The organism is Streptomyces sp. NPDC090022 (genome assembly GCF_044748145.1).
GTDB lineage: Bacteria > Actinomycetota > Actinomycetes > Streptomycetales > Streptomycetaceae > Streptomyces.
In genome coordinates this window covers 59,567-79,069 of the sequence record NZ_JBIVFN010000010.1, presented here as the reverse complement: position 1 = coordinate 79,069, position 19,503 = coordinate 59,567, and the positions used below count along the sequence as shown (strand labels likewise).

At 75.6% G+C, this 19,503-nt stretch carries 15 protein-coding genes; 4 read left to right on the top strand and 11 right to left on the bottom strand.

Features of this window, described 5'->3' with window-relative positions:
* Nucleotides 1-253: 253 nt before the first annotated feature.
* Nucleotides 254-1,237 (bottom strand): diacylglycerol kinase, encoded by a 984-nt coding sequence (locus ACIPXB_RS19625; protein WP_401451412.1) that lies wholly within the window; start codon nucleotides 1,235-1,237, stop codon nucleotides 254-256.
* Nucleotides 1,234-2,901: an FAD-binding oxidoreductase gene (locus ACIPXB_RS19620; protein WP_401451410.1), complete on the bottom strand. Its 1,668-nt coding sequence runs from the start codon at nucleotides 2,899-2,901 to the stop codon at nucleotides 1,234-1,236. Before ACIPXB_RS19620 ends, ACIPXB_RS19625 begins: the two co-directional genes overlap by 4 nt.
* Nucleotides 2,902-2,921: 20 nt before the next feature.
* On the opposite strand from ACIPXB_RS19620, the gene ACIPXB_RS19615 reads away from it, so the two are divergent.
* Together ACIPXB_RS19615 and ACIPXB_RS19610 are read left to right on the top strand one after the other, a co-directional pair.
* Nucleotides 2,922-3,548, top strand: a complete 627-nt coding sequence (locus ACIPXB_RS19615; RefSeq protein ID WP_401451407.1) for a TetR/AcrR family transcriptional regulator — start codon at nucleotides 2,922-2,924, stop codon at nucleotides 3,546-3,548.
* Entirely contained in the window at nucleotides 3,545-5,092 is a 1,548-nt protein-coding gene (locus ACIPXB_RS19610) for an FAD-dependent oxidoreductase (protein WP_401451405.1), read from the top strand. The genes ACIPXB_RS19615 and ACIPXB_RS19610 overlap by 4 nt, the downstream gene beginning before the upstream one ends.
* Here the strand turns inward: ACIPXB_RS19610 and ACIPXB_RS19605 are convergent.
* The gene (locus ACIPXB_RS19605; protein WP_401451746.1) at nucleotides 5,081-6,217 is read right to left on the bottom strand and encodes a serine hydrolase domain-containing protein; all 1,137 of its coding nucleotides are present in this window, start codon (nucleotides 6,215-6,217) and stop codon (nucleotides 5,081-5,083) included. The two genes, ACIPXB_RS19610 and ACIPXB_RS19605, sit on opposite strands and share 12 nt — an antisense overlap.
* Nucleotides 6,218-6,455: 238 nt before the next feature.
* Nucleotides 6,456-7,361: an alpha/beta hydrolase gene (locus ACIPXB_RS19600; protein WP_401451402.1), complete on the bottom strand. Its 906-nt coding sequence runs from the start codon at nucleotides 7,359-7,361 to the stop codon at nucleotides 6,456-6,458.
* A 108-nt stretch (nucleotides 7,362-7,469) separates the two neighbouring features.
* On the opposite strand from ACIPXB_RS19600, the gene ACIPXB_RS19595 reads away from it, so the two are divergent.
* Together ACIPXB_RS19595 and ACIPXB_RS19590 are read left to right on the top strand one after the other, a co-directional pair.
* On the top strand, nucleotides 7,470-8,552 hold the full coding sequence (locus ACIPXB_RS19595) for a helix-turn-helix domain-containing protein (RefSeq protein WP_401451400.1): 1,083 nt from the start codon (nucleotides 7,470-7,472) through the stop codon (nucleotides 8,550-8,552).
* Between the two features lie 135 nt (nucleotides 8,553-8,687).
* Entirely contained in the window at nucleotides 8,688-9,710 is a 1,023-nt protein-coding gene (locus tag ACIPXB_RS19590) for an MBL fold metallo-hydrolase (RefSeq protein ID WP_401451397.1), read from the top strand.
* 29 nt (nucleotides 9,711-9,739) lie between these two features.
* On the opposite strand, the gene ACIPXB_RS19585 is transcribed toward ACIPXB_RS19590, so the two are convergent.
* The 7 genes from ACIPXB_RS19585 to ACIPXB_RS19555 all read right to left on the bottom strand — a co-directional run bounded on the left by ACIPXB_RS19585 (nucleotide 9,740) and on the right by ACIPXB_RS19555 (nucleotide 19,473).
* Entirely contained in the window at nucleotides 9,740-11,137 is a 1,398-nt protein-coding gene (locus tag ACIPXB_RS19585; RefSeq protein WP_401451395.1) for a hypothetical protein, read from the bottom strand.
* Nucleotides 11,138-11,194: 57 nt separating this feature from the next.
* A complete protein-coding gene (locus ACIPXB_RS19580) occupies nucleotides 11,195-11,665 on the bottom strand; it encodes a hypothetical protein (protein WP_401451392.1) in 471 nt (156 codons plus the stop codon).
* A gap of 202 nt (nucleotides 11,666-11,867) precedes the next feature.
* Nucleotides 11,868-12,482: an NAD(P)H-dependent oxidoreductase gene (locus ACIPXB_RS19575; protein ID WP_401451389.1), complete on the bottom strand. Its 615-nt coding sequence runs from the start codon at nucleotides 12,480-12,482 to the stop codon at nucleotides 11,868-11,870.
* 255 nt (nucleotides 12,483-12,737) lie between these two features.
* Entirely contained in the window at nucleotides 12,738-13,298 is a 561-nt protein-coding gene (locus ACIPXB_RS19570) for a hypothetical protein (RefSeq protein WP_401451386.1), read from the bottom strand.
* 119 nt (nucleotides 13,299-13,417) lie between these two features.
* Nucleotides 13,418-15,604 carry a catalase/peroxidase HPI gene (gene katG, locus ACIPXB_RS19565; RefSeq protein WP_401451384.1) on the bottom strand — a complete coding sequence of 729 codons (2,187 nt, stop codon included), beginning with the start codon at nucleotides 15,602-15,604 and terminating at the stop codon, nucleotides 13,418-13,420.
* Between the two features lie 171 nt (nucleotides 15,605-15,775).
* A complete protein-coding gene (locus tag ACIPXB_RS19560; RefSeq protein WP_401451382.1) occupies nucleotides 15,776-17,341 on the bottom strand; it encodes a mucoidy inhibitor MuiA family protein in 1,566 nt (521 codons plus the stop codon).
* A gap of 8 nt (nucleotides 17,342-17,349) precedes the next feature.
* Nucleotides 17,350-19,473 (bottom strand): DUF4139 domain-containing protein, encoded by a 2,124-nt coding sequence (locus ACIPXB_RS19555; protein WP_401451379.1) that lies wholly within the window; start codon nucleotides 19,471-19,473, stop codon nucleotides 17,350-17,352.
* Between the last annotated feature and the right edge of the window lie 30 nt (nucleotides 19,474-19,503).

Below are 19,503 nucleotides of genomic sequence, written 5' to 3'. Positions count from 1 at the left end.
ACAAAAGCCGCGACCCCCGGCAGGCCCTGGCTCCCGGCAGGCCCTGGCTCCCGGCAGGCCCTGGCCCGGCGGTCCCGGCCCGGCCGCGGTCAGTACCCGGCCGCGGCTGGGGTCGCGGCCGCTGCCGGGACAGGGGTCCGGAGCCACGGCCGGGGCCGGGGTCCCCGGCCGGGGTCAGCTGCCGGGACCGGGGACTGGAGCCCGGTCCCGACCCCCGCCCGGGGCGGAGCGCCGCCCATGGGCGCGGCCGGTCCTATGACGGGACCAGCAGCGACAGGGAACGGGGGACCACCGCGATGTCGGCGGGCAGGGGGCCCGCCAGGTCCCCGTCCGCGTACGCGTTGATGCCCGGCGACTCGATGCGCAGCGCGGTCACCCGGTGCGTGGCCACCGCGCTGTGGCGGACGTGCGTGCCCTTGAAGACGGTCGGGAAGAACCGCACCAGCTTCGCCCGCGGCATCGCGTCCACCAGGGTCACGTCGAGCCGGCCGTCGCCGGGGTCGGCGTCCGGGCAGATCAGCATCCCGCCGCCGTAGCTGCGGGTGTTGCCCACCGAGGCCAGGGTCAGCCGCCGCTCCACCGTCTCCCGGCCGTCGAGCACCAGGCGGAACGGCAGCGGCCGCAGGCCGGCCAGCTCGCGCAGCATCGCCAGGTTGTACTTCATCCGCCCGCGCGGCCAGGACATCCGGTTCGCCCGGTCGCTGACCAGGGAGTCGAAGCCGATCGCGAGGACGGAGGCGAAGTACCGTCCCGCGCCGTCGGCGGTGACGATCCGTCCGGTGTCGACCTGGCGCACCAGCCCGGCGGCGATCACGTCGGCGGCCGCCCGTGGGTCGCCCAGCGGGAGCCCGAACGCCCGAGCCAGGTCGTTGCCCGTACCGCTGGGCACCACGCCCAGCGGTACGCCGGTGCGCGCCAGGGCCTGGACCGCCAGCGCGATCATGCCGTCCCCGCCCGCGACCACCACGGCGTCGACGCCTTCGGCGACGGCCTCCCGGGCGATGCGCACCGCGTCGGCGGGGTCCGTCCCGGCCGCGGTGCGGACCTCGATGCCGCGCTCCCGCAGTCGGCCCGCCGCCACGCCGGCCGCCTGCGCGGCCTTGCCGGCGCCGGCCTGCGGGTTCGTCAGCAGCAGCACCGTGCCCAGCGTCCGCCGCTCTCGCTCCCGCTCTCGCTCCCGCTCCGGCTCTCGCTCCGGCTCCCGCGGCTCCGGCTCCGGCCCCGGACCCGGTCTCACGGGATGAGCTTTCCGGGGTTGAGGATGCCCACCGGGTCCACCGCGCCCTTGACGGCCCGCAGGACCGCCGCGCCCAGCTCGCCGATCTCCTGCTCCATCCACGGGCGGTGGTCGGTGCCGACCGCGTGATGGTGGGTGATGGTGCCGCCGTTGGCCATGATGGCGTCGCTCGCCGCTCGCTTCGCGGCCTGCCACTGCTCGATCGCGTCGCCACGCTGCGCGGCCACCACGGTGAAGTACAGGGAGGCGCCCGTCTCGTACACGTGCGAGATGTGACACATCACCAGCGAGGTGCTGCCCGTGGCCTGCAGGGCGCCCTGGAGGGCCGTGGTCACCGCGGACTTCAGCCGCGCCAGGTTCGACCAGCCGGTGGCGGTCTCCAGGGTCTCGCACAGCGCGCCGTGGTCCAGCAGCGCGTCCCTCAGGTACGGAGCGCCGAACCGGCCGTGCTCCCAGCCGCGGGCGGGGTCCTCGCCGAGCGAGGTGCCGCCGTGCGCCAGGAGCACCGCGCGCGTCAGCTCGTGCCGCGCGGTGGTCGTCTCCTCGGCGCCCTCGAACACGGTCACGGCCAGGCAGCCGCTGACCTCCTGCGGGGCGCCGATCTTCGCCGTCATCGCAAGGTTGACGGCCGTCTCGGTCTCGTCCGACAGCCGCAGGACCGTCGGGCCCGTCCCCTGCTGCTCCGCGGCCCGCAGCGCGGCGGCCCCGGTCTCGAAGTCGGGGAAGGTCCAGGCCTCGTACCGCTTGACCGCGGGCACCGGGTGCACGCGCAGCCGGACGGCGGTGATGATGCCGAGGACGCCCTCGGAGCCGAGGAACAGCTGGCGCAGGTCCGGGCCGGCCGCCGAGGCCGGGCCGCGGCCGAGGTCGAGCACACCGGCCGGGGTGATCACGCGCAGCCCGCGGACCATGTCGTCGAACCGCCCGAAGCCGGCCGAGTCCTGCCCCGAGGAACGGGTGGCGGCGAACCCGCCGATGGTGGCGAAGCGGAAGCTCTGCGGGTAGTGGCCCAGTTCGAAACCGCGCTCCGCGAGCAGTTCCTCGGCGCGCGGACCGGTCAGCCCCGCACCGAGCACGGCCTCGCCGGAGACCTCGTCGAGCGAGAGCAGCGCGTCGAAGCGGCGCAGGTCCAGGCTGAGGACGGCGGCGAACGCGCCGCGCACCGGGTCCAGTCCACCGACCACGCTGGTCCCGCCGCCGAACGGGACCACGGCTATCCGCTGCTGCGCGCAGAGCTCGAGGACGGCCGCGATCTCCTCCTCGGTGCCCGGTACGACGACGCCGTCGGGCGCGTCCTGCGGTTCGGCGCTGCGCCGCCGCAGCAGGTCCAGCGTGGACTTGCCGCCGGCCCGCGGCAGCCGGTCGCCGTCGCGCACGCTGACGTACTCCTCGCCGACGATCGCGGAGAGGGCCTTGAGGTGCACCCCGCTGAGCCGGGAGGGGACCAGCACGGCGTCCTCGGCGCGCGCCGGGGCGCCGCCCACCCGCGGCTCACCGGGTTCACCGGTCTCGCCGGGGGTGATCTCCAGGAGGGTGCGCAGCAGGGACGAGACGTCGTCGGAGAGCGAGACGGCCAGGGCCGGGTCGCCCCACGCGTTCCAGGCCATGGGGGGCAGGGGCAGGGCCGCGGCGCGGTCCGCCGAGAGGTGCGGTTCGGTAGACATGCGTTACAGTTTTCCACATCATGTCAATCAGTAACACTCCCTCGACGGATGATCCGGACGGCGGTCCGGCCGCCGCCCCCGCCGGCGAAGAGTCCCGCAGCATCGACGACCAGATCCTCGACGCGGCGGCCGAACTGGTGGCCGTGCTCGGCAAGCGCGTCCAGCTGGCCGAGATCGCGCGCCGCGCCGGCGTCAGCCGCCCCACCGTGTACCGCCGCTGGCCCGACGTCCGGGCCCTGGTCGGAGCGCTCCTGACCAGGGAGATCCTCACCACGGTCGAGACCAACCCGCGCCGCGGCGACGACCGGGCGGCCCTGGTGGAGTGGATCGTCGAGATCGCCGTACTGATCAGGGACCACCCGGTCCTCGGCGGCCTGCTGCACAGCGAGGCGGACCTCCTCGTCGAGTACGTCACCCAGCGGCTGGGTACGAGTCAGCGGGGCCTGCTCGACCGGCTGCGCGAGGCCCTCGTGGCGGGTCAGCGGGGCGGGACGATCCGCGCCGGGGAACCGACCGAGATCGCCGCCATGGTGTTGCTGATCACCCAGTCCACAGTTCAATCGCACCGCATGGTCGCCGAGCTGTTGCCCGAGGCCGCGTGGCGCCGAGAGCTGGCGATCGCACTGAACGGATACCTGAGGCCATGAACCGAACCGCCCCGACCGCCCTCGACGCGGCGCGCCGTGCCGACGACCTCGACACGCTCGCCGCCGGCGCCCCCGTCGACCTCCTTGTCATCGGCGGCGGGGTGACCGGCGCCGGGATCGCGCTCGACGCCGCCTCCCGCGGACTGAGCACGGTCCTCGTCGAGGCGCGCGACCTCGCCTTCGGCACCAGCCGCTGGAGTTCCAAGCTCGTCCACGGCGGCCTGCGGTACCTGGCCTCCGGCCGCGTCGGCGTCGCCCACGAGAGCGCCGTCGAGCGGGGCGTGCTGATGACCCGTACCGCCCCGCACCTGATCCGCGCCCTGCCCCAGGCGGTGCCGCTGCTGCCGTCGGTCTCCCGGAGCACCGCGGCCCTGGTGCGCACCGGGTTCCTCGCCGGCGACGCCCTGCGCGTGGGAGCCCGCACGCCCGCGGCCGTCCTGCCCCGGGCCCGCCGGGTCGGCCCGCGGACCACCGTCGGCCTCGTGCCCGCCGTACGCACCGAGGGCCTGCGCGGTGCCCTGGTCGCGCACGACGGGCAACTCGTCGACGACGCGCGCCTGGTCGTGGCCCTCGCGCGCACCGCCGCCGGACACGGGGCCCGGATCCTCACCCGGGTCCGCGCGAGCGAGGTCACGGGAGAGTCGGCCCTGCTGACCGACGCGCTCACCGGCAGCGCCTGCACGGTGCGCGCCCGCGCGGTCGTGAACGCCACCGGGGTCTGGGCCGGGGAGGTCGACGCGTCGATCCGGCTGCGGCCCAGCCGGGGTACGCACCTGGTCTTCGACTCCGCGCTGTTCGGCCGGCCGCAGGCCGCCCTCACCGTGCCCGTGCCCGGTTCGACCAGCCGGTTCGTGTTCGCGCTGCCGCAGCAGCTGGGGCGCGTCATGGTGGGCCTGACCGACGAGGACGCGCCCGGTCCGATCCCCGACGAACCCCGGCCCACCGAGGCGGAGATCGACTTCCTGCTGGAGACCGTGAACACCGCGCTCGCCCGCGACCTGACCCGCGCCGACATCCGCGGCTCGTTCGCCGGGCTGCGGCCGCTCATCGACGCCGGCGGCGGCCAGACCGCCGACCTCTCGCGCCGCCACGCCGTACGGGAATCCCCGACCGGCGTGATCACCGTGGTCGGCGGCAAGCTGACCACGTACCGCAGGATGGCGCAGGACACCGTCGACCTGGCCTGCCGCGCCCGCGGCCTGACCACCGCCCCCTGCCGCACCGCGGACCTGCCGCTCGTGGGCGCCCCCGGCCACCCCGCGAGCCGGCCCGCCACCCGGGCCACGGCCCCGGCCCCGCTCATCGCCCGCTACGGCGGCGAGGCCCACGCCGTCCTCGCGTCCGCCACCCTGCCCGGTGCGACGGGGCGCGTCGCCGAGACCATCAACATCACGCGGGCCGAGATCGAGTACGCGATCACGCACGAGGGCGCCCTCGATGCCGACGACGTCCTCCACCGGCGCACCCGCATCGGCTTCGTCCCCGAGGACGCCGAGCGGGCCCGCCCCGCGGTGGAGGACATCGTCGCCGCCCTACGGAAGTGATCCGCGGGCGGGGCCGACGGAGGCGGCCGGAACCGGGGCGGCACCGGCGCCGCACATCGCCTGCCGGTGCAGCTCCGCCAGCGCGCCGTCCAGGGGGTGGGGCCGGGGCCGCCCCGACGCGTCGAGGGTGTTCCACCGCGTCAGGTTCACCGCGAAGGACATCTGGCGCCGGCCGTCCGCCCGGGTCAGGGACAGCGTCCCGGCGCCCCAGACCGTCCCGTCGTGGCCCCAGAACGTGCCGCACCCCGGCACGTCGACCCGGTGCAGACCGAGCCCGTACTGGACCATCGTGCCGTCCAGGGCGCGCACCGGGATCGTCCGCTGCATCTGCGCCAGCGACGCCCGGCTGACGATCGTCCCGTCCAGCAGCCGGGCGTAGAAGCGGTTGAGATCCTCCATGGTCGACACCAGCGCGGCCCCCGTCCCCGTCCAGGACGTGCTGTAGACGCTGTAGTCGCGCGGCGGGTCCAGCAGGCCGAAGAACGCCTCGTACATGCGCGGATGCGGGCCCTCGATGCGCGGCCCGGTCGGGAAGGCGGTGTGCCGCAGCCCCGCGCGCCGGATGACCTCGCGGGTGATGTACTCCTCGGCCGTGCGGCCCGTCACCCGCTCCAGGAGCTGCCCCAGGAGCAGGTAGTTGGTGTTGGAGTACACCCCCGTGGGGTCGCCGGGCTCGCCGGCGGCGGGCGCCGCGAGCCCCATCCCGATCAGCTCCTCCGGGCGGAACTCCCGGAACCGGTTGTCGTCCAGGCTGTCGGCCGACATGTCCGGCAGCGAGGGGAACCCCTGGAGGGAGGGGAAGGCGTACAGGAGGTAGTCCGGGAGCCCGCTGGTGTGGTTGAGCAGCATCCGGACCGTGATCTTCCGGCCGCGCTCGCCCGGCACCAGCTCCGGCAGATAGTCACCGATCGGCCCGTCGAGCCGGATCCGGCCCCGCTCCACCTGCTGCATCACGGCCGCGGCCGTGAACGTCTTGGTGACGCTGCCGACGCGCTGGCGCATGCCCGGGGTGACGGGCCGGCCGGTCCGCAGGTCGGCGACGCCCGAGGCGCCGCGCCAGGTCCACCCGGAATCGCGCACCTCCCCGAACACCCCCGGCATTCCGGCGCGGTGGACCTCGTCCATCGCGGAGCGCAACGCGGCCCCGGCGACGGCGGAGCCCGGAGCGCCGCCGTCGCCGTCCGGCGTCGCCGGTCCCGTGCCGCCCGCGGCCACGGCGTCCCGGGCCGCGCCGGGTGCGGGCACCGCGGCCGCGGTGCCCGCACCCACGCTCAGCGCGGCCACGCACGCGCACACCACCATGCGGATCTTCATGACGTCCGTCCTTTCCCGGTCCATGGGTACGAGGGGAGGGCAGGCGCGTTCACTCGGCCAGCCCCCGGCGCAGCGCGTCCCCGAGCTCGGCGATCTGCCGCTGCGACACGGCGGCGGACAGGATCGCCTGCGAGCCGTGGAAGGTGCCCGGCCACTGGTGCAGTTCGACCGGCACGCCCGCCTGGAGCAGGCGCAGCGCGTACCCGATGCCCTCGTCGCGGTTCGGGTCGAACTCGGCGGTGGCGACGTACGCCGGGGGCAGGCCGGACAGGTCGGCGGCGCGCGCCGGCGCGGCGTACGCGGTGGCCGCGGCGCCGCCCAGGTAGTGCCGCCAGGACGCGGTCACCTTGTCGCGGGTGAACCAGGGCGTGTCGGTGAAGTTCCGCGCCGACCACGTCTCCTGCCGGTCGTCCACTCCCGGCTGGTTGAGCAGCTGGAAGCGGATCGCCGGCCCCCGCTCGTCACGCGCCCGCAGCGACACGGCCGCCGCGAGCGCCGCGCCGGCGCTGTGCCCGCCGACCGCGATCCGCGCCGGGTCGATGCCGAGGCCGGCCGCGTTCTCGGCAGCCCACGTCAAGGCGGTGTACGCGTCGTCCAGGGCGGCGGGGAAGGGGTGTTCGGGAGCCAGCCGGTAGCCCACCGAGACCACGACGGCGCCGGAGCCCTCCGCGACCCGGGTGGCCCACGGGTGCTCGGTGTCCAGGTCGCCCATGACGAACCCGCCGCCGTGCAGCCAGACGACGGCGCCCTGCGCCGGGTGGGCCGCTCGCGGGCGGTAGATCCGCAGCGCCACGTCCGGGGAACCGGGCACCGTACGGTCCTCGACCGTCAGGTGCGCGGTGTCGGGCGGCGGCGACGCGGCGGCCAGCGCGGCCAGGTCCTTGCGGGCGGCGGCCGGATCGTTCAGGTCGGCCCGGGGCAACAGGGGGATGAATGCTTCGAGTTCGGGATCCATGGCCAACATCCTCACGGCCACCGCACCGGGCGGTCACCCGCCGTCCGTCGCGCGTCCCGGGTTGATCGCGCACCGCTCGGCGCGCTCGGTACCTCCTATCCTTCTGCCATGGAGGCACTGGCCGTTCGGCTGTCAGGACTGGATCCGCACGTGGACGGCGCGCTCCGCATCGTCACCTTCTACGACACCCTCATGCGACGCCGGGTGGACCTTCCGGCGCTCGCCCGGGCGTCGGCGGGCCTGGCGGAGTGCGCCGCCGGGATCCGGCTCCACGGCACGGGCCGGGCCACCCGCGTCGCCCCGGACGGCCGCCCGGCCCCGGAGCCCGCGTCCGCCACGGCGTCCGCGAGCGCGTCCACCACGGCGTCCAACACGGCGTCCACCACCGCGCCGATCACCCTCGACGAGGAGGAGATCGGCACCGTGTGGCTCGAACGTCCCGGCCCGCCCCACCCGCTCGACGACGTCCTCCTCGAACGGCTCGCCCTCGCCGTCGCGGCGGCCGTCGAGCGGTACGGCCCGGCCCGCACCACCATGGCCGACCCCGCCCTCGTCGAGCTGGCGATCAGCTCCGACGGCGACGAGGCCGCCCGCGCCCGGGCGTTGCGGCTGCTGGGGTTCGCCGCCGCCCAGCCGGTCCACGTCGTCGCCGTCCGCACGCGGCTCCCGCTCGACCGGATCGGCGCCCTGGTCTGTCCCGCGCGCCCCGTGAAGGCGGCGCCCCTGGCCGGCATCGGCGTCCTCCTGGCCGGCGCCGTGGACCCGGCCCGGTTCCCGGCGGACGTCCGCGCGGGCATCGGCGCCGCCGGCAGCGCCGACCGGTCGTGGCGGCAGGCCCGTACCGCCCTGCGCTTCACCACCCCGCGCGAACCCGTCGTCCGCCACGCCGACCTGGGAGCACTCGCCCTCCTGGCGGAGATCCCCCAGGACGCCGCCCGCGACAACGCCGACGTGGCCGCCGTCGCCCGGCTGGCAGCCGACCCGGAGGACCTGCGGACGCTGGACGCCTACTGCGCCACGGGCTCCCTGCGCCGGGCCGCCGACCTGCTCCACCTGCACCACAGCAGCATCTCCCGCCGCATCGAACAGATCGCGAAGGTCCTGGACATCGACCTCACCGGACCCGCCGGACCCACCGGCCTGACCCGGGCCCGGCTCGCCCTGACCGCCTGGCGGCTGCTCGACGACTGACGCCACCGCACCGGATGCCGCACCGGACGGCGCAGCTCACGCCCCCTTCCGGCGCGGAAAACCCGGGGCCCGCCCGCGACACCGCCCGCTACGATCGGGCCCTCACCCGATCCCGGCGGTCCGACGGAGGCACCGATGACCCAGGCCGTCCAGCCCTCCCAGGCCGTCCAGCCCTCCCAGGCTCTCCCGGCCCCCGCGCCGACCCCCGCCCACCCGGAACGGCTGGAGCGGGGCCACCCGTTCCGCCAGTGGAAGACCTGGCGCATACCCGGCACCGAGTTCACGCTCACCGGCTACTCGCGCGCCAACGACAAGACCTTCTTCCACATCCCCGAACTGCGCTGCGCCCTCGACGCCGGACTGGCGGAAGGCCGGCAGCCGGAGACCGTCTTCCTCACCCACACCCACCACGACCACTCCAAGGACCTCGACTACCTCGCCGCGCGCCCCGGCGGTGTCGACATCCACCTCCCCGCCGCCGCCCTGCCGTACGTGGAGACCTTCCTGCGGGCCTCCACCGAACTGAACCACGGCTCCGCCTACGACCCCGACCTCGCCGCGGGCTGCCGGCTGCACGGGGTGCGCGGCGGCGACGAGTTCACCTTCGGCCGGCGCGGGCACCACGTGCGCGTGGTGGACTGCGCGCACAAGGTGCCGTGCGTGGGCTACGCCTTCTCGGAACGCCGCAAGGCACTGCTGCCCGTGTACGAGGAACTGCGGCGCACCCTGGCCGCCGAGGGCCGCGGCGCCGCATTCGGCCGGATCGTGGCGCAGCGCCGCGCCGAGGGCGCCGAGGTCGAGGAAGAGGTGCGCCGGCCGCTGTTCGCCTTCCTCGGCGACACCCACGTGAGCGTCTTCGAGGACCACCCCTGGCTCTTCGAGTACCCGGTGATCATCACGGAGTGCACCTACCTGGACGACGCCGAGCTGGAGCGGGCCGACCGGGTCGGCCACACCGTCTGGAGCCGGCTGAAGCCCGTCGTCGAGGCACACCCCGACACCCTCTTCGTCCTCACCCATTTCAGCCTGCGCCACTCCGACACCGACGTCCTCGCCTTCTTCGGCGACGCGCGCGAACGGCCCGCCAACGTCCTGCTGTGGGTGCACCCGGACAGCCACCTGCCCGAACAGCACCAGCACGGCGCCACGCACGGCTGACCGCCGCCGCCCGCCGCACCCGCCGCCGGTCAGTGCCCGGCCAGGACGTCGCGCAGCCGCCGGGCCTCCTTGAGCAGCATCGACGACCCCGCCCGGCCGGCGAGCGCGGTCACCTCCGGCAGCTCGCCGCGGGCACCCGAGCACCGCGCGGCGTCCGCCGCGACCGCCAGCAGCGCACCGTGCGCCTGCGGCCGGGTGTGCGCCAGCAGTCCCGGGAGCGCGTCGGCCAGGACCGCCCAGACCCCCGCGGCGCCCTGCGGCGCGGCGGCCGCCGCCCGCAGCGATTCCGTCAGCAGCGGCACCTTCAGCGTGCCCAGCCCCACGAGTTCGGTGAGCTCCCGGCCCAGCAGTTCCCCGTCGAGCCGGCCGCGCGCCGTCAGCAGGACCAGGGCCCGTACGGCGGCCTCCCGCTCGCCCTGCGGTATCGCGGCGAGCCCGTACGCGACGGCCAGATGCACGGCGGGCCCCGCCGGGCCGTCGGCCGCGGCCAGCGCATCCAGGAAGGCGGGGGCGCCCGGGCCGTTCTGGTCCGCCGCCGACGCGACACCCGTCAGCATCCGGGCCGCGGCGACCTCCGGGTGCCGGGGCAGGACGGCGACCATGTGCGCGTCCCGGCCGTCCACCAGGCTGTAGTGCGGACAGGGGATGCCCGGCTCGAACTTCCGGAACAGCGACCAGAACGGCCGCGGGAACGCGCCGCGCCCCTCGATCGCCTCGTGCCCGACCAGGATCCGGCGGCCGATCCGCGCGCCCCGGCGCCTGCTCGGACGCTCGGGCACGCCGCGCTCCCGCTCCCGCCACCCCTGCGGCGCGGGCAGGCCGCCCTGCCGCAGCCAGTCGGCCACCCGCTGCCCCTCGGGCAGGTCCAGCCGCTCCGCCGCGCGCAGCACATCCGGATCGACCGGCCCGCCGCAGCGCAGCAGCGCCTGCCCCAGGTCGGCCGGACCGGGCCGGACGCCCAGCCGCCCGTACGCCGCGAGCCGCTCGACCAGAGCCTGCGGCTCCACCAGACCGCCCGGCCCGCTCGGCACGGACAGCAGGAACGGGACCGGATCGCCCGACCGCAGCCGTGCGGCGACCTCGGCCGTGCGCGTGCCCGCGACGTAGTCCAGGGCCATGTGCTGGCACACTTCCAGCCAGCCCACCCCGGGCTTCTCCCGGGGCTCCCCGGCCGGTATCGGCTCCCGCGCGGCGGCGACGACGCCCGCGAGGCGCCGTACCGGCAGGTCCGGCCGTGCCGCGAACGCACGCGGTACGGACTCCAGCGCGGCCATGAGCGCCGCCCTGTCCCGGTGGCCGTGCACGACCAGGGCGCCCAGCAGGCGCTCGAACGTCTCCACGCCGGGGTCCCGGCGGCCGATCAGCACGGCCGCGACCTCGTCGGCGAGCGCACCGGGTGACGGTGCGGCGAATTCCCCCTCGATCATGTGGAGCAGGCTAGACGGTGCCACTGACAACGCCACCCGGCCTGCCCCGGCCGCCGCTCAGTAGCGCAGGGCGGTGCCCGTCTCGGCCTTGACCTCCCCCGACAGGCTGCGGGTGCTGCGCGCCGTGCCCTGCCCGGTGGCACCGGCGGCGACGTCCGCCACGGTCAGCACCACCGTGTCGAGGAGGTTCCCGGCGGTGTCGCGGAAGTTGACCTGGACCGCGAACGACTTCTGGTCCGGGGCGGTGTTGGACACCGTGACCGGCACGGTGGTGCGCCCGTCGGCGTCCTGCGCCACGGCCCCGAGCTTCACGTCGGACTGCGCGTTCACGCCGTCCTTGACGCTGGCGAGCTTCTTCTTCGCGTCGGCCGCCGCGGCGTCCAGCTCGGCACCCACCGACGCCACGGCGGACGCCGCCTTCGAGGCGACGCCCCCCGGCGTGGATTCGCCCGAACAGCCCGCGGCGCCGAGGGCGAGGACCGCCACCAGGGCGACGACGGGCAGGCCGGGCCTGCGCACACGGATCATCCAGGGCCTCCACGGGTTCCGGGCGACCGGCACGCGCCCGAAACGCGCGCCCGCCGCCCGCGGACGGGACGTCAGCAGCCTCATCATGACCCCCCGCACCGCCCCGGACGCCGACCCGCCCCCGACACGCCGACAACTTCCGCCACCCCGGCGGCCCACCGGCGTGGCGGGCGGGGCCGGCCCGGGCCATGCGGGAGAACCGTCAGGCCGGGGCTGCGCCGACGGGGGCCAGCAGGTCCGCGGCCTGGTCACGGGCCTGCCGCAGCCATGACGCACGCGTTTCGTCGGTGGAGTCGCCGACCGTACGGAACACGACCCGCCGTACGTCGTCCACTCCCACGTACGGCAGCACGCACGCCGACCAGATCCGCTCCAGCGGATCCCCGAACTCGCTCTCCTCGCGCTCCGCCGGCGTGTCCGAGGTGTTCAGGACCAGTGCCCGGCCGGCCCGCAACAGCCCGGCGGGCTCGCCCGCCGCGCTGCCGAGCTTGTACGCCACGCCGGGCGCCAGGACCCGCTGCACCCAGCCGGTGAGTACCGCGGGCGGCATGCCCCACCAGTTGGGGTGGACGAACACCAGGGCGTCGAGCGTCGCCACTTCCGCCCGGTGCAGGGCCACCTGCGCGTCGGATGCCCGCTCCGCCCCCTCGACCGTCCCCGTCTCCCCGGCGGCCAGCGCGGGGTCGAAGCCCTCGGCGTACAGGTCGTGGGCGAGTACGTGGCAGCCGCGGTCGCGCAGTTCGGCCACCACCGCGTCGAACACGGCGTGGTTGAAACTGCCCCGCCGCGGATGTGCGAGATAGACCCCTGCGCGCATGATGCGTCCCCCGTAGACATGCGTGGACGGGCCGGCGGGAACACCCGCGCGGCCGACGATCTCCGCCGAGCCTACGGCGTCCGCGGCGCTTCTTCGAAGCCGGCGTCAGCGACTCCCTCGTGGCCCGGCCCGGCGGGACCACAGGGCACGGTTCGAGCGGCAGGCGGACGCCGCGCTCGACGTCCTGCGCCGCGAGCTGGGGGACGGCCGGACCGTCGAGGACCTGCGCCGCCCGGCCGGCTGGACGGTGGCGGGTCAGTCCGTCCCCAGGAACGGGGCGAGGGGGTCCTCGGCGAGCGGCAGCGGCGCCGCCAGGGCCGCCTCGTAGCCTCCGCGGTCGAAGACGAGGGTCCCGAGGGGCAGTTCGCCCCACTCGGGCCGGTGCGGCTGATGGAACCCCGACCAGGTCACCGTCCGGGCCGTGGCGGTGACGGTGGCGAGCAGCGGCCAGCAGGCCGCGATCCCGCACGTGCAGCCCAGGAGCGCGACCGCGCCGCTCGGCGCGTGCCGCAGCTCCGGTTCCGCGTCCCCCAGGAAATGCGCCCGGGCCCGGTCCTCGTCCAGGTCCAGCGGCGCGTGCTGGCGCAGGAGGAACTCCTCGCGCTCCCGCGCGGTGTCGTCGTCCGGGTCGAGCTCGAGCGCCCACAGCTCGCGCGTCGCCCGGGCGACGAGGACGCGCAGATCGGTGCCGTCGACCCGGATCCCCCACACGGGCGGTCCGGTCCCCTCGGGGCCCGGGTGGCGGAGGAACTCCACCTGGTGCGGGCCGGGGTGGAGGACGGTGTCGTACGGGTACGGGCTGTTCGGCGGGGTCATGCCCCCATCCTGCGCGGCCCCCGCCGCCCGGGGCCAGCGGATTGCGCGCCGGAGCCTCCCCTCGCCCGCGGCCGACCCGGCCCGGTCCGCCGTCCGGCGGACCGGGCCGGAGGGCGGGTTCAGCGCAGGTCGAACCGGTCCAGGTTCATCACCTTGTCCCACGCCGCCACGAAGTCACGGACGAACTTCTCGCCCGCGTCCTTCGACGCGTAGACCTCCGACAGCGCGCGCAGCTGGGAGTGCGAGCCGAAGACGAGGTCCACGGCCGTGGCGGTCCACTTCGCCTCGCCCGTGACCCGGTCCCTGCCCTCGAACACGTTCTCGGCCGTGGCCGACGCCTTCCACTCCGTACCCATGTCGAGCAGGTTCACGAAGAAGTCGGTGGTCAGCGCCTCCGGCCGCTCCGTGAACACCCCGTGCCGGGCGCCCTTGAAGCCGGTGTTCAGCGCCCGCATGCCGCCGACCAGGACCGTCATCTCCGGGGCGGTCAGCGTCAGCAGGTTGGCGCGGTCCAGCAGGAGGGTCTCCGGCGACAGCTTCTCGCCGGCCTGGAGGTAGTTGCGGAACCCGTCCGCCCGCGGTTCGAGTACGGCGAACGCCTCCACGTCGGTCTGCTCCTGCGAGGCGTCCGTACGCCCCGGCGCGAACGGGACCGTGATCTCGTACCCGGCGTTCTTCGCCGCCCGTTCGACGGCCGCGCACCCGCCCAGCACGATCAGGTCGGCGAGCGACACCTTCACCGCACCGTCCGAGCCGTTGAACTCCTGCTGGATCTCCTCCAGGGTCCGCAGCGCCTCGGCCACCTCGGGCAGGTCGTTGACCTCCCAGTCCCGCTGCGGTGCCAGCCGCAGCCGCGCCCCGTTGGCCCCGCCCCGCTTGTCGGTGCCGCGGAAGCTCGCGGCCGCCGCCCACGCGGTGGTGACCAGCTGGGGGACGGACAGTCCCGAGGCGAGGATCCGGCTCTTGAGGGCCGCGACATCCGCGTCCCCGACCAGCGCGTGGTCCACCGCGGGGACCGGGTCCTGCCACAGCTGGGGCTCGGGGATCCACGGACCGAGGTAGCGCGAGAGCGGACCCATGTCACGGTGCAGCAGCTTGTACCAGGCCTTGGCGAACGCCATCGCGAGCTCGTCCGGGTTCTCGTGGAAGCGCTTGACGATCGGCGCGTAGACCGGATCCACCTTCAGGGAGAGGTCCGTCGTCAGCATCATCGGCGCGTGCCGCTTCGCCGGATCGTGCGCGTCGGGCACGGTGTCCCGGGCCGACGGATCCGTGGGGGTCCACTGCCGGGCGCCGGCGGGGCTGGTCGTCAGCTCCCACTCGTACCCCAGCAGGTTGTCCAGGTACCCGTTGTCCCACGTCGTCGGCGCGGTCGTCCACGCGCCCTCGAGCCCACTGGTGAGCGCGTCGGCGCCCACGCCACTGCCGTGCGTGTTGTGCCAGCCGATGCCCTGCTGCTCCAGGGGGGCCGCCTCCGGTTCCGGGCCGATGTACGAGGGGTCCACCGCGCCGTGGCACTTGCCGAAGGTGTGGCCGCCGACGATGAGCGCGACCGTCTCCTCGTCGTTCATCGCCATGCGCCCGAACGTCTCGCGAATGTCCTTGGCGGCGGCGACCGGGTCCGGATTTCCGTTCGGCCCCTCCGGATTGACGTAGATCAGTCCCATCTGGACGGCACCGAAAGGACCGGTGAGTTCTCTGTCGCCCTGGTAGCGCTCATCCCCGAGCCAGGTGTCCTCCGGTCCCCAGTAGACCTCGTCGGGCTCCCAGATGTCCTCCCGCCCGAATCCGAAACCGAATGTCTTGAACCCCATCGATTCCATCGCGCAGTTGCCGGCGAAGACCAGCAGATCGGCCCAGGAGATCCGCCGTCCGTACTTCTGCTTGACCGGCCACAGCAGACGGCGCGCCTTGTCCAGGCTCGCGTTGTCCGGCCAGCTGTTGAGCGGGGCGAAGCGCTGCGCGCCGCTGCCGCCGCCGCCCCGGCCGTCCGCGATGCGGTACGTGCCCGCCGCGTGCCAGCTCATCCGGATGAACAGCGGTCCGTAGTGACCGTAGTCCGCGGGCCACCAGTCCTGCGAAGCCGTCATCACCTCGAACACGTCCCGCTTCAGCGCGTCGACGTCGAGGGCCGCGAATTCCGCCGCGTAGTCGAAATCCTCGCCCATCGGATCGGCCAGGGGCGACTGCTGGTGGAGGACCTGAAGGTCCAGCTGATTGGGCCACCAGTCCCGATTCGTCCTGGGGCGAGTCGCGGTGGGGACCGGGGAGGGGATTGCGGGGTTCTCGCTTTCGCTTCCGGACACGTCCGCCCTACTTCCTGTCTGGGTCGTTCCTTGTGCTGGCGTCCGTATGGTCGCGCACCACGGACCGCACCGCTAAGAGAACACGCAGGGCTCGCGACAGGGAAGGAAAGGCGAATTCCCCGGAGTGCCATGATGATCCGAGGAATGCGCCGAAATGCGGTGCCGTACGGCTCAGAGCCCGACGACCCTGGCGCTCGCCGACAGCTCGTAGACCAGCGTGACCGTACGGCGGCCGCCCGGCGGGAGCGTGACCTCCCAGCGGACGATCCCGTCGGCGTCGACCCCGCCGGGCGCCGGGGAGCAGGCGTCCTCGCGCACCCGTACCGTCACCGCAGACACCTCGGAGACCGGGATCCGCTCCCGGACGACGACCACCCGTTCGCCCCGCTCCCCGGGGGCGGAGAACCGCGACAGGTGCAGCCGGACCGTGCGGGTGACCACCGTCCGCTGGGTGAGCGCGGCACTCTCGCGGGACTCCTCGGTGTCACGGACCACCCGGTGGTCGTCACGGCTGCCGAACGCCAGCTCGAACGGAGCGCCGGGCGCGGTGAAGTCCAGCGTGCCGCGACCGACGAACCCGCTGCCGCGGACCAGGTCGACGGGGCCGGCGAGCAGCGCGTGCCCGGACCGGTTGTCGCCCCGCACCACCTCGGTGACCAGCGGGGACAACTCGGGGGAGCAGGCGTACTCGCTGCGCGCGGACGTCGTGAACGCCGAGAGCGGCACCCGGTGGGCGCGGCCGTCCCCGGGGACGGACACCGGCGCCGGGGCTTCGAGCACCCGCGCCTCGCCCCCGTCGTCGACCCCCGGCAGGCCCGGCACCACGGCCGCCGCCGGCCCGAGGTCCCCGATCTCCTCCTCGCGCAGCTCGACGTCGACCGTACGGCGCTCGGCGGCGGACCGGTCCCTCAGGGTCAGCCGGTCCTCGCGCAGCCGCGGGGGATCGGTGGCCAGCGCCGACCGGGCCGTGGACAGCGTCAGCCGTACGCCGGACCAGTCCTCGCCGGTGCGCTGCCAGACCATCGCGTCGGTCTCCAGTGTCAGGCGGTCCCCGTCGAACACGGCCCGGTAGGCGGGCCGCCACAGGGCGCAGGCGGTGAGGTGGCTCAGGCGCAGCCGGGCCGGTCCGGCCGCCGCGCTGTCCACGGTCAGCTCGATGTGGCCGACCAGTTCGGCGGGTTCCTGCTCGGCGAGGCCCATGGCCCGCCGGTTCTCGCCGAGTTCGACCGCGACGGCGGCCGACCGGGCCTCGCAGGCGCGCAGTTCCTCGCCGTACCGGTCGCGCTCGGCGTCCACCCGGTCCAGTTCGCGGGCCCAGCGCGGCCCTTCGGTCTCCCCGGAGCCGGCGCCCTCGGCGATCTCCCGCAGCAGATCGGCGGCGAGCCGCCCGAGCAGGTCGAGGCGGGCCCGCAGCCGGTCGCGCCGCTGCTCGAGGTCGCGCCGCTCCTCCTCCAGGAGGTGGACGCGGTGGCGCAGGGCGGAGTCGTCCTCGGTGGGCGGCAGCGGTCCGCGCGGCGTCCACGCGCGGACGATCCGTACGTCGAGCACGCGCGCCTGGTCGCCGGTCAGCTCGGCGTGGAGCGTACGGTCGACGGCCAGCGCGCTGACCGGCCCGAGCCGCAGCCGCTGGACCCCGGCCGCGAGGTCGAGCACGGCGGTGCGCTCGACATGGGCGCGGTCCTCCAGGCAGGTGACGGCCGTGACGGGCAGGGGAAACGGCTTCTGGTCCGGGGACATGGTGTGCGTCAGCTCCTGCGGTTGCCGTCGACCAGGGACTTGCCGGCCGGGATCCGGATCTCGTAGCGGCCGTCGAGGGCGGCGTCGCCGCCGGCGGGCAGCTCCACACGCCACACCCGGGTGCCCGGGGCGTGCCGCTCCGGCCCGGTGCCGGCTTCGGGGGCCGTCCAGTCGGCCCGTTCCTCGATCCGGACGTCCGGTTCGGATGTGACGGGCACGCGCTCGCGGACCTCGACGGTCACGGCCCGCGCGAGGCGGTTGGCCAGTTCCACGTGCACGCGGTGGTCGAGCACGGTGATGTGGTTGCGCAGGCCCGCGGTCGACTCGTGCAGGTTGGTGCGCCGGGTGACCCGGATGCCCTCGGCCGGCCCGAGCCCGACCCGGCGTACGCCGCCGGGGGCGAGCGTGGGCAGCGCGGCCGTCAGCAGGAACTCGTCGTCGACGGTGACCTCCACCGGCCCGGCCAGCAGGGCCTGGTCGGTGGCGTTGGAGAGCACCAGCGTGGCGTACACGGTCGGTTCCACCGACGGTACGCACAGGTACTCGGTGCGCAGCCCCACCGGGATCCCGGTGACGGTGACGGTGTGCCAGGTGCCGTCGGAGGGGATGTCGGCGCGGGCGGCGGCGTCGTAGCGGTGGTCGAAGGAACCCGCCGACGCACGGGGCCGTACGGCGTGCCCGGGCAGCGGCAGCGCGGCCACGCTCTCGGCGCGGCGGCGGTGGCCGTCCGCCACCGGGTCGGCGCCGGCGCCGGGGAACAGCCGGCCCCGGCGGTCGCCGTCCTCGTCCGGGCCGGACAGGACGAGCCCGGCGTAGTCGAGTTCGGCGCCGCTCGGCCGCGGCGGACCGGCGGGCGGCAGCGCGGGCGCCGGCGGCACGGTGTGGCCGGGGGCCGCCGGAACCATCCCGGCCGCCTGAGCCGGGGGAGCCATGGCGGCCGCAGGAGCTGCGGGAGCCGGGGGAGCCATGGGGGCGGGGGCTCCGACGGGGGCTCCGGCGGCGCCGCCGGCCCGGGCCCGGCCGCCCGGCCGGCCGGGGGCCGCCTGCGGGGCCGCGGGCGGCACGGCGCCGTACGCGCCGCCACCGGGCACCGGGAGCGAACCGGCCGGAGCGCCGTACCCCAGCGTGGCCGACGGCGGCGGCATCGGCACCGGCGGGGGCGGTGGCGGCGGGGGAGCGGCCACGGGCGTGGGCGGGCCCGGCCGCGGGCCGGCCGCCCGGTACCCGGTGAACAGGTCGGCGAGTCCCGCCGGCGGCTCGCGCCAGCCGGACGGCGGGAGGTCGGGCTGGCGGCGCCCGATCCGGACCGACCCGAGCCGGGGCAGGCCGGTACGGCGCCGCAGGTCGGCGGTGGCCAGCGCGACGCGTACGCCGGTCCAGTCCTCGCCGGTGCGCTGGGCGACGGAGGCGCGCAGCACCAGGGTGCCGGTGTCCTCGCCCTGACGGTGCGCGAGCCGGTACGCCGGCACCCAGACGGCCCCCGGCACCCCGTACTCCAGCTCCACCTCCACCTCGGCGTCACCCGTGCCCGTGCCGTCGAGGGTCAGGGCCGCGCAGACCGTGGTCGCCACGTGCGCCGGCGGCGCGGCGGTGGAGGCGCGGGCGAGCCGGTCGGCGGCGACGCCGAGTTCGTGCTCGGCCCGGCGCGTCGCGTCCTCCAGCTCGACGAGCCGGGCGTGCAGCGCCGTCAGCCGTGCGTCGACGAAGTCGGCGAGATCCAGCCAGGCGTCGACCGGGGTGCGCCGGTGCGGATCGCCGTCCGCGGGGGTCGGCGGCACCGGACGCAGCGCCGCGACCTCCTCGATCAGGGCCCGCTGCCGGTCCCGGCGCCCCTGGGCCGCCGCACAGGCTTCCCGCAGCCGCTCGACCTCGCGCCGCAGCGTGTCGGGCGCCTCACCGGCGACCGGCTCGGCCTCGATCTCCACCCGGGCCTCGGTGACGCGCGCCCCGGGCACACCCAGGACCCGGGCCCGCAGGGAGCCCGGCTCCAGCGAGCGCGGCAGTCCCGTCACCCGCACCCGCCCGTCCGGCGGCACCGTGCCCCGCGCCAGCCGGCGGCAGACCGCGCCCTGCGCGTACACCACCACCGCGTCGAGGTCCGACCGCCATCCGTCTGCTCGTCCCGCCGTCATGCGCCGCCCCCGCCCCGCCCGTCCGTGCCG

Excerpts from the sequence above, each read along its gene's own strand:
- ACIPXB_RS19575 (WP_401451389.1), bottom strand. The coding sequence starts at position 12,482 with ATGCGCGCAGGGGTCTATCTCGCACATCCGCGGCGGGGCAGTTTCAAC.
- ACIPXB_RS19580 (WP_401451392.1), bottom strand. The coding sequence starts at position 11,665 with ATGATCCGTGTGCGCAGGCCCGGCCTGCCCGTCGTCGCCCTGGTGGCG.
- ACIPXB_RS19570 (WP_401451386.1), bottom strand. The coding sequence starts at position 13,298 with ATGACCCCGCCGAACAGCCCGTACCCGTACGACACCGTCCTCCACCCC.
- ACIPXB_RS19605 (WP_401451746.1), bottom strand. The coding sequence starts at position 6,217 with ATGGACGAGGTCCACCGCGCCGGAATGCCGGGGGTGTTCGGGGAGGTG.
- ACIPXB_RS19610 (WP_401451405.1), top strand. The coding sequence starts at position 3,545 with ATGAACCGAACCGCCCCGACCGCCCTCGACGCGGCGCGCCGTGCCGAC.
- ACIPXB_RS19615 (WP_401451407.1), top strand. The coding sequence starts at position 2,922 with ATGTCAATCAGTAACACTCCCTCGACGGATGATCCGGACGGCGGTCCG.
- ACIPXB_RS19555 (WP_401451379.1), bottom strand. The coding sequence starts at position 19,473 with ATGACGGCGGGACGAGCAGACGGATGGCGGTCGGACCTCGACGCGGTG.
- ACIPXB_RS19595 (WP_401451400.1), top strand. The coding sequence starts at position 7,470 with ATGGAGGCACTGGCCGTTCGGCTGTCAGGACTGGATCCGCACGTGGAC.
- ACIPXB_RS19620 (WP_401451410.1), bottom strand. The coding sequence starts at position 2,901 with ATGTCTACCGAACCGCACCTCTCGGCGGACCGCGCCGCGGCCCTGCCC.
- ACIPXB_RS19600 (WP_401451402.1), bottom strand. The coding sequence starts at position 7,361 with ATGGATCCCGAACTCGAAGCATTCATCCCCCTGTTGCCCCGGGCCGAC.
- ACIPXB_RS19590 (WP_401451397.1), top strand. The coding sequence starts at position 8,688 with ATGACCCAGGCCGTCCAGCCCTCCCAGGCCGTCCAGCCCTCCCAGGCT.
- ACIPXB_RS19585 (WP_401451395.1), bottom strand. The coding sequence starts at position 11,137 with ATGATCGAGGGGGAATTCGCCGCACCGTCACCCGGTGCGCTCGCCGAC.
- ACIPXB_RS19560 (WP_401451382.1), bottom strand. The coding sequence starts at position 17,341 with ATGTCCCCGGACCAGAAGCCGTTTCCCCTGCCCGTCACGGCCGTCACC.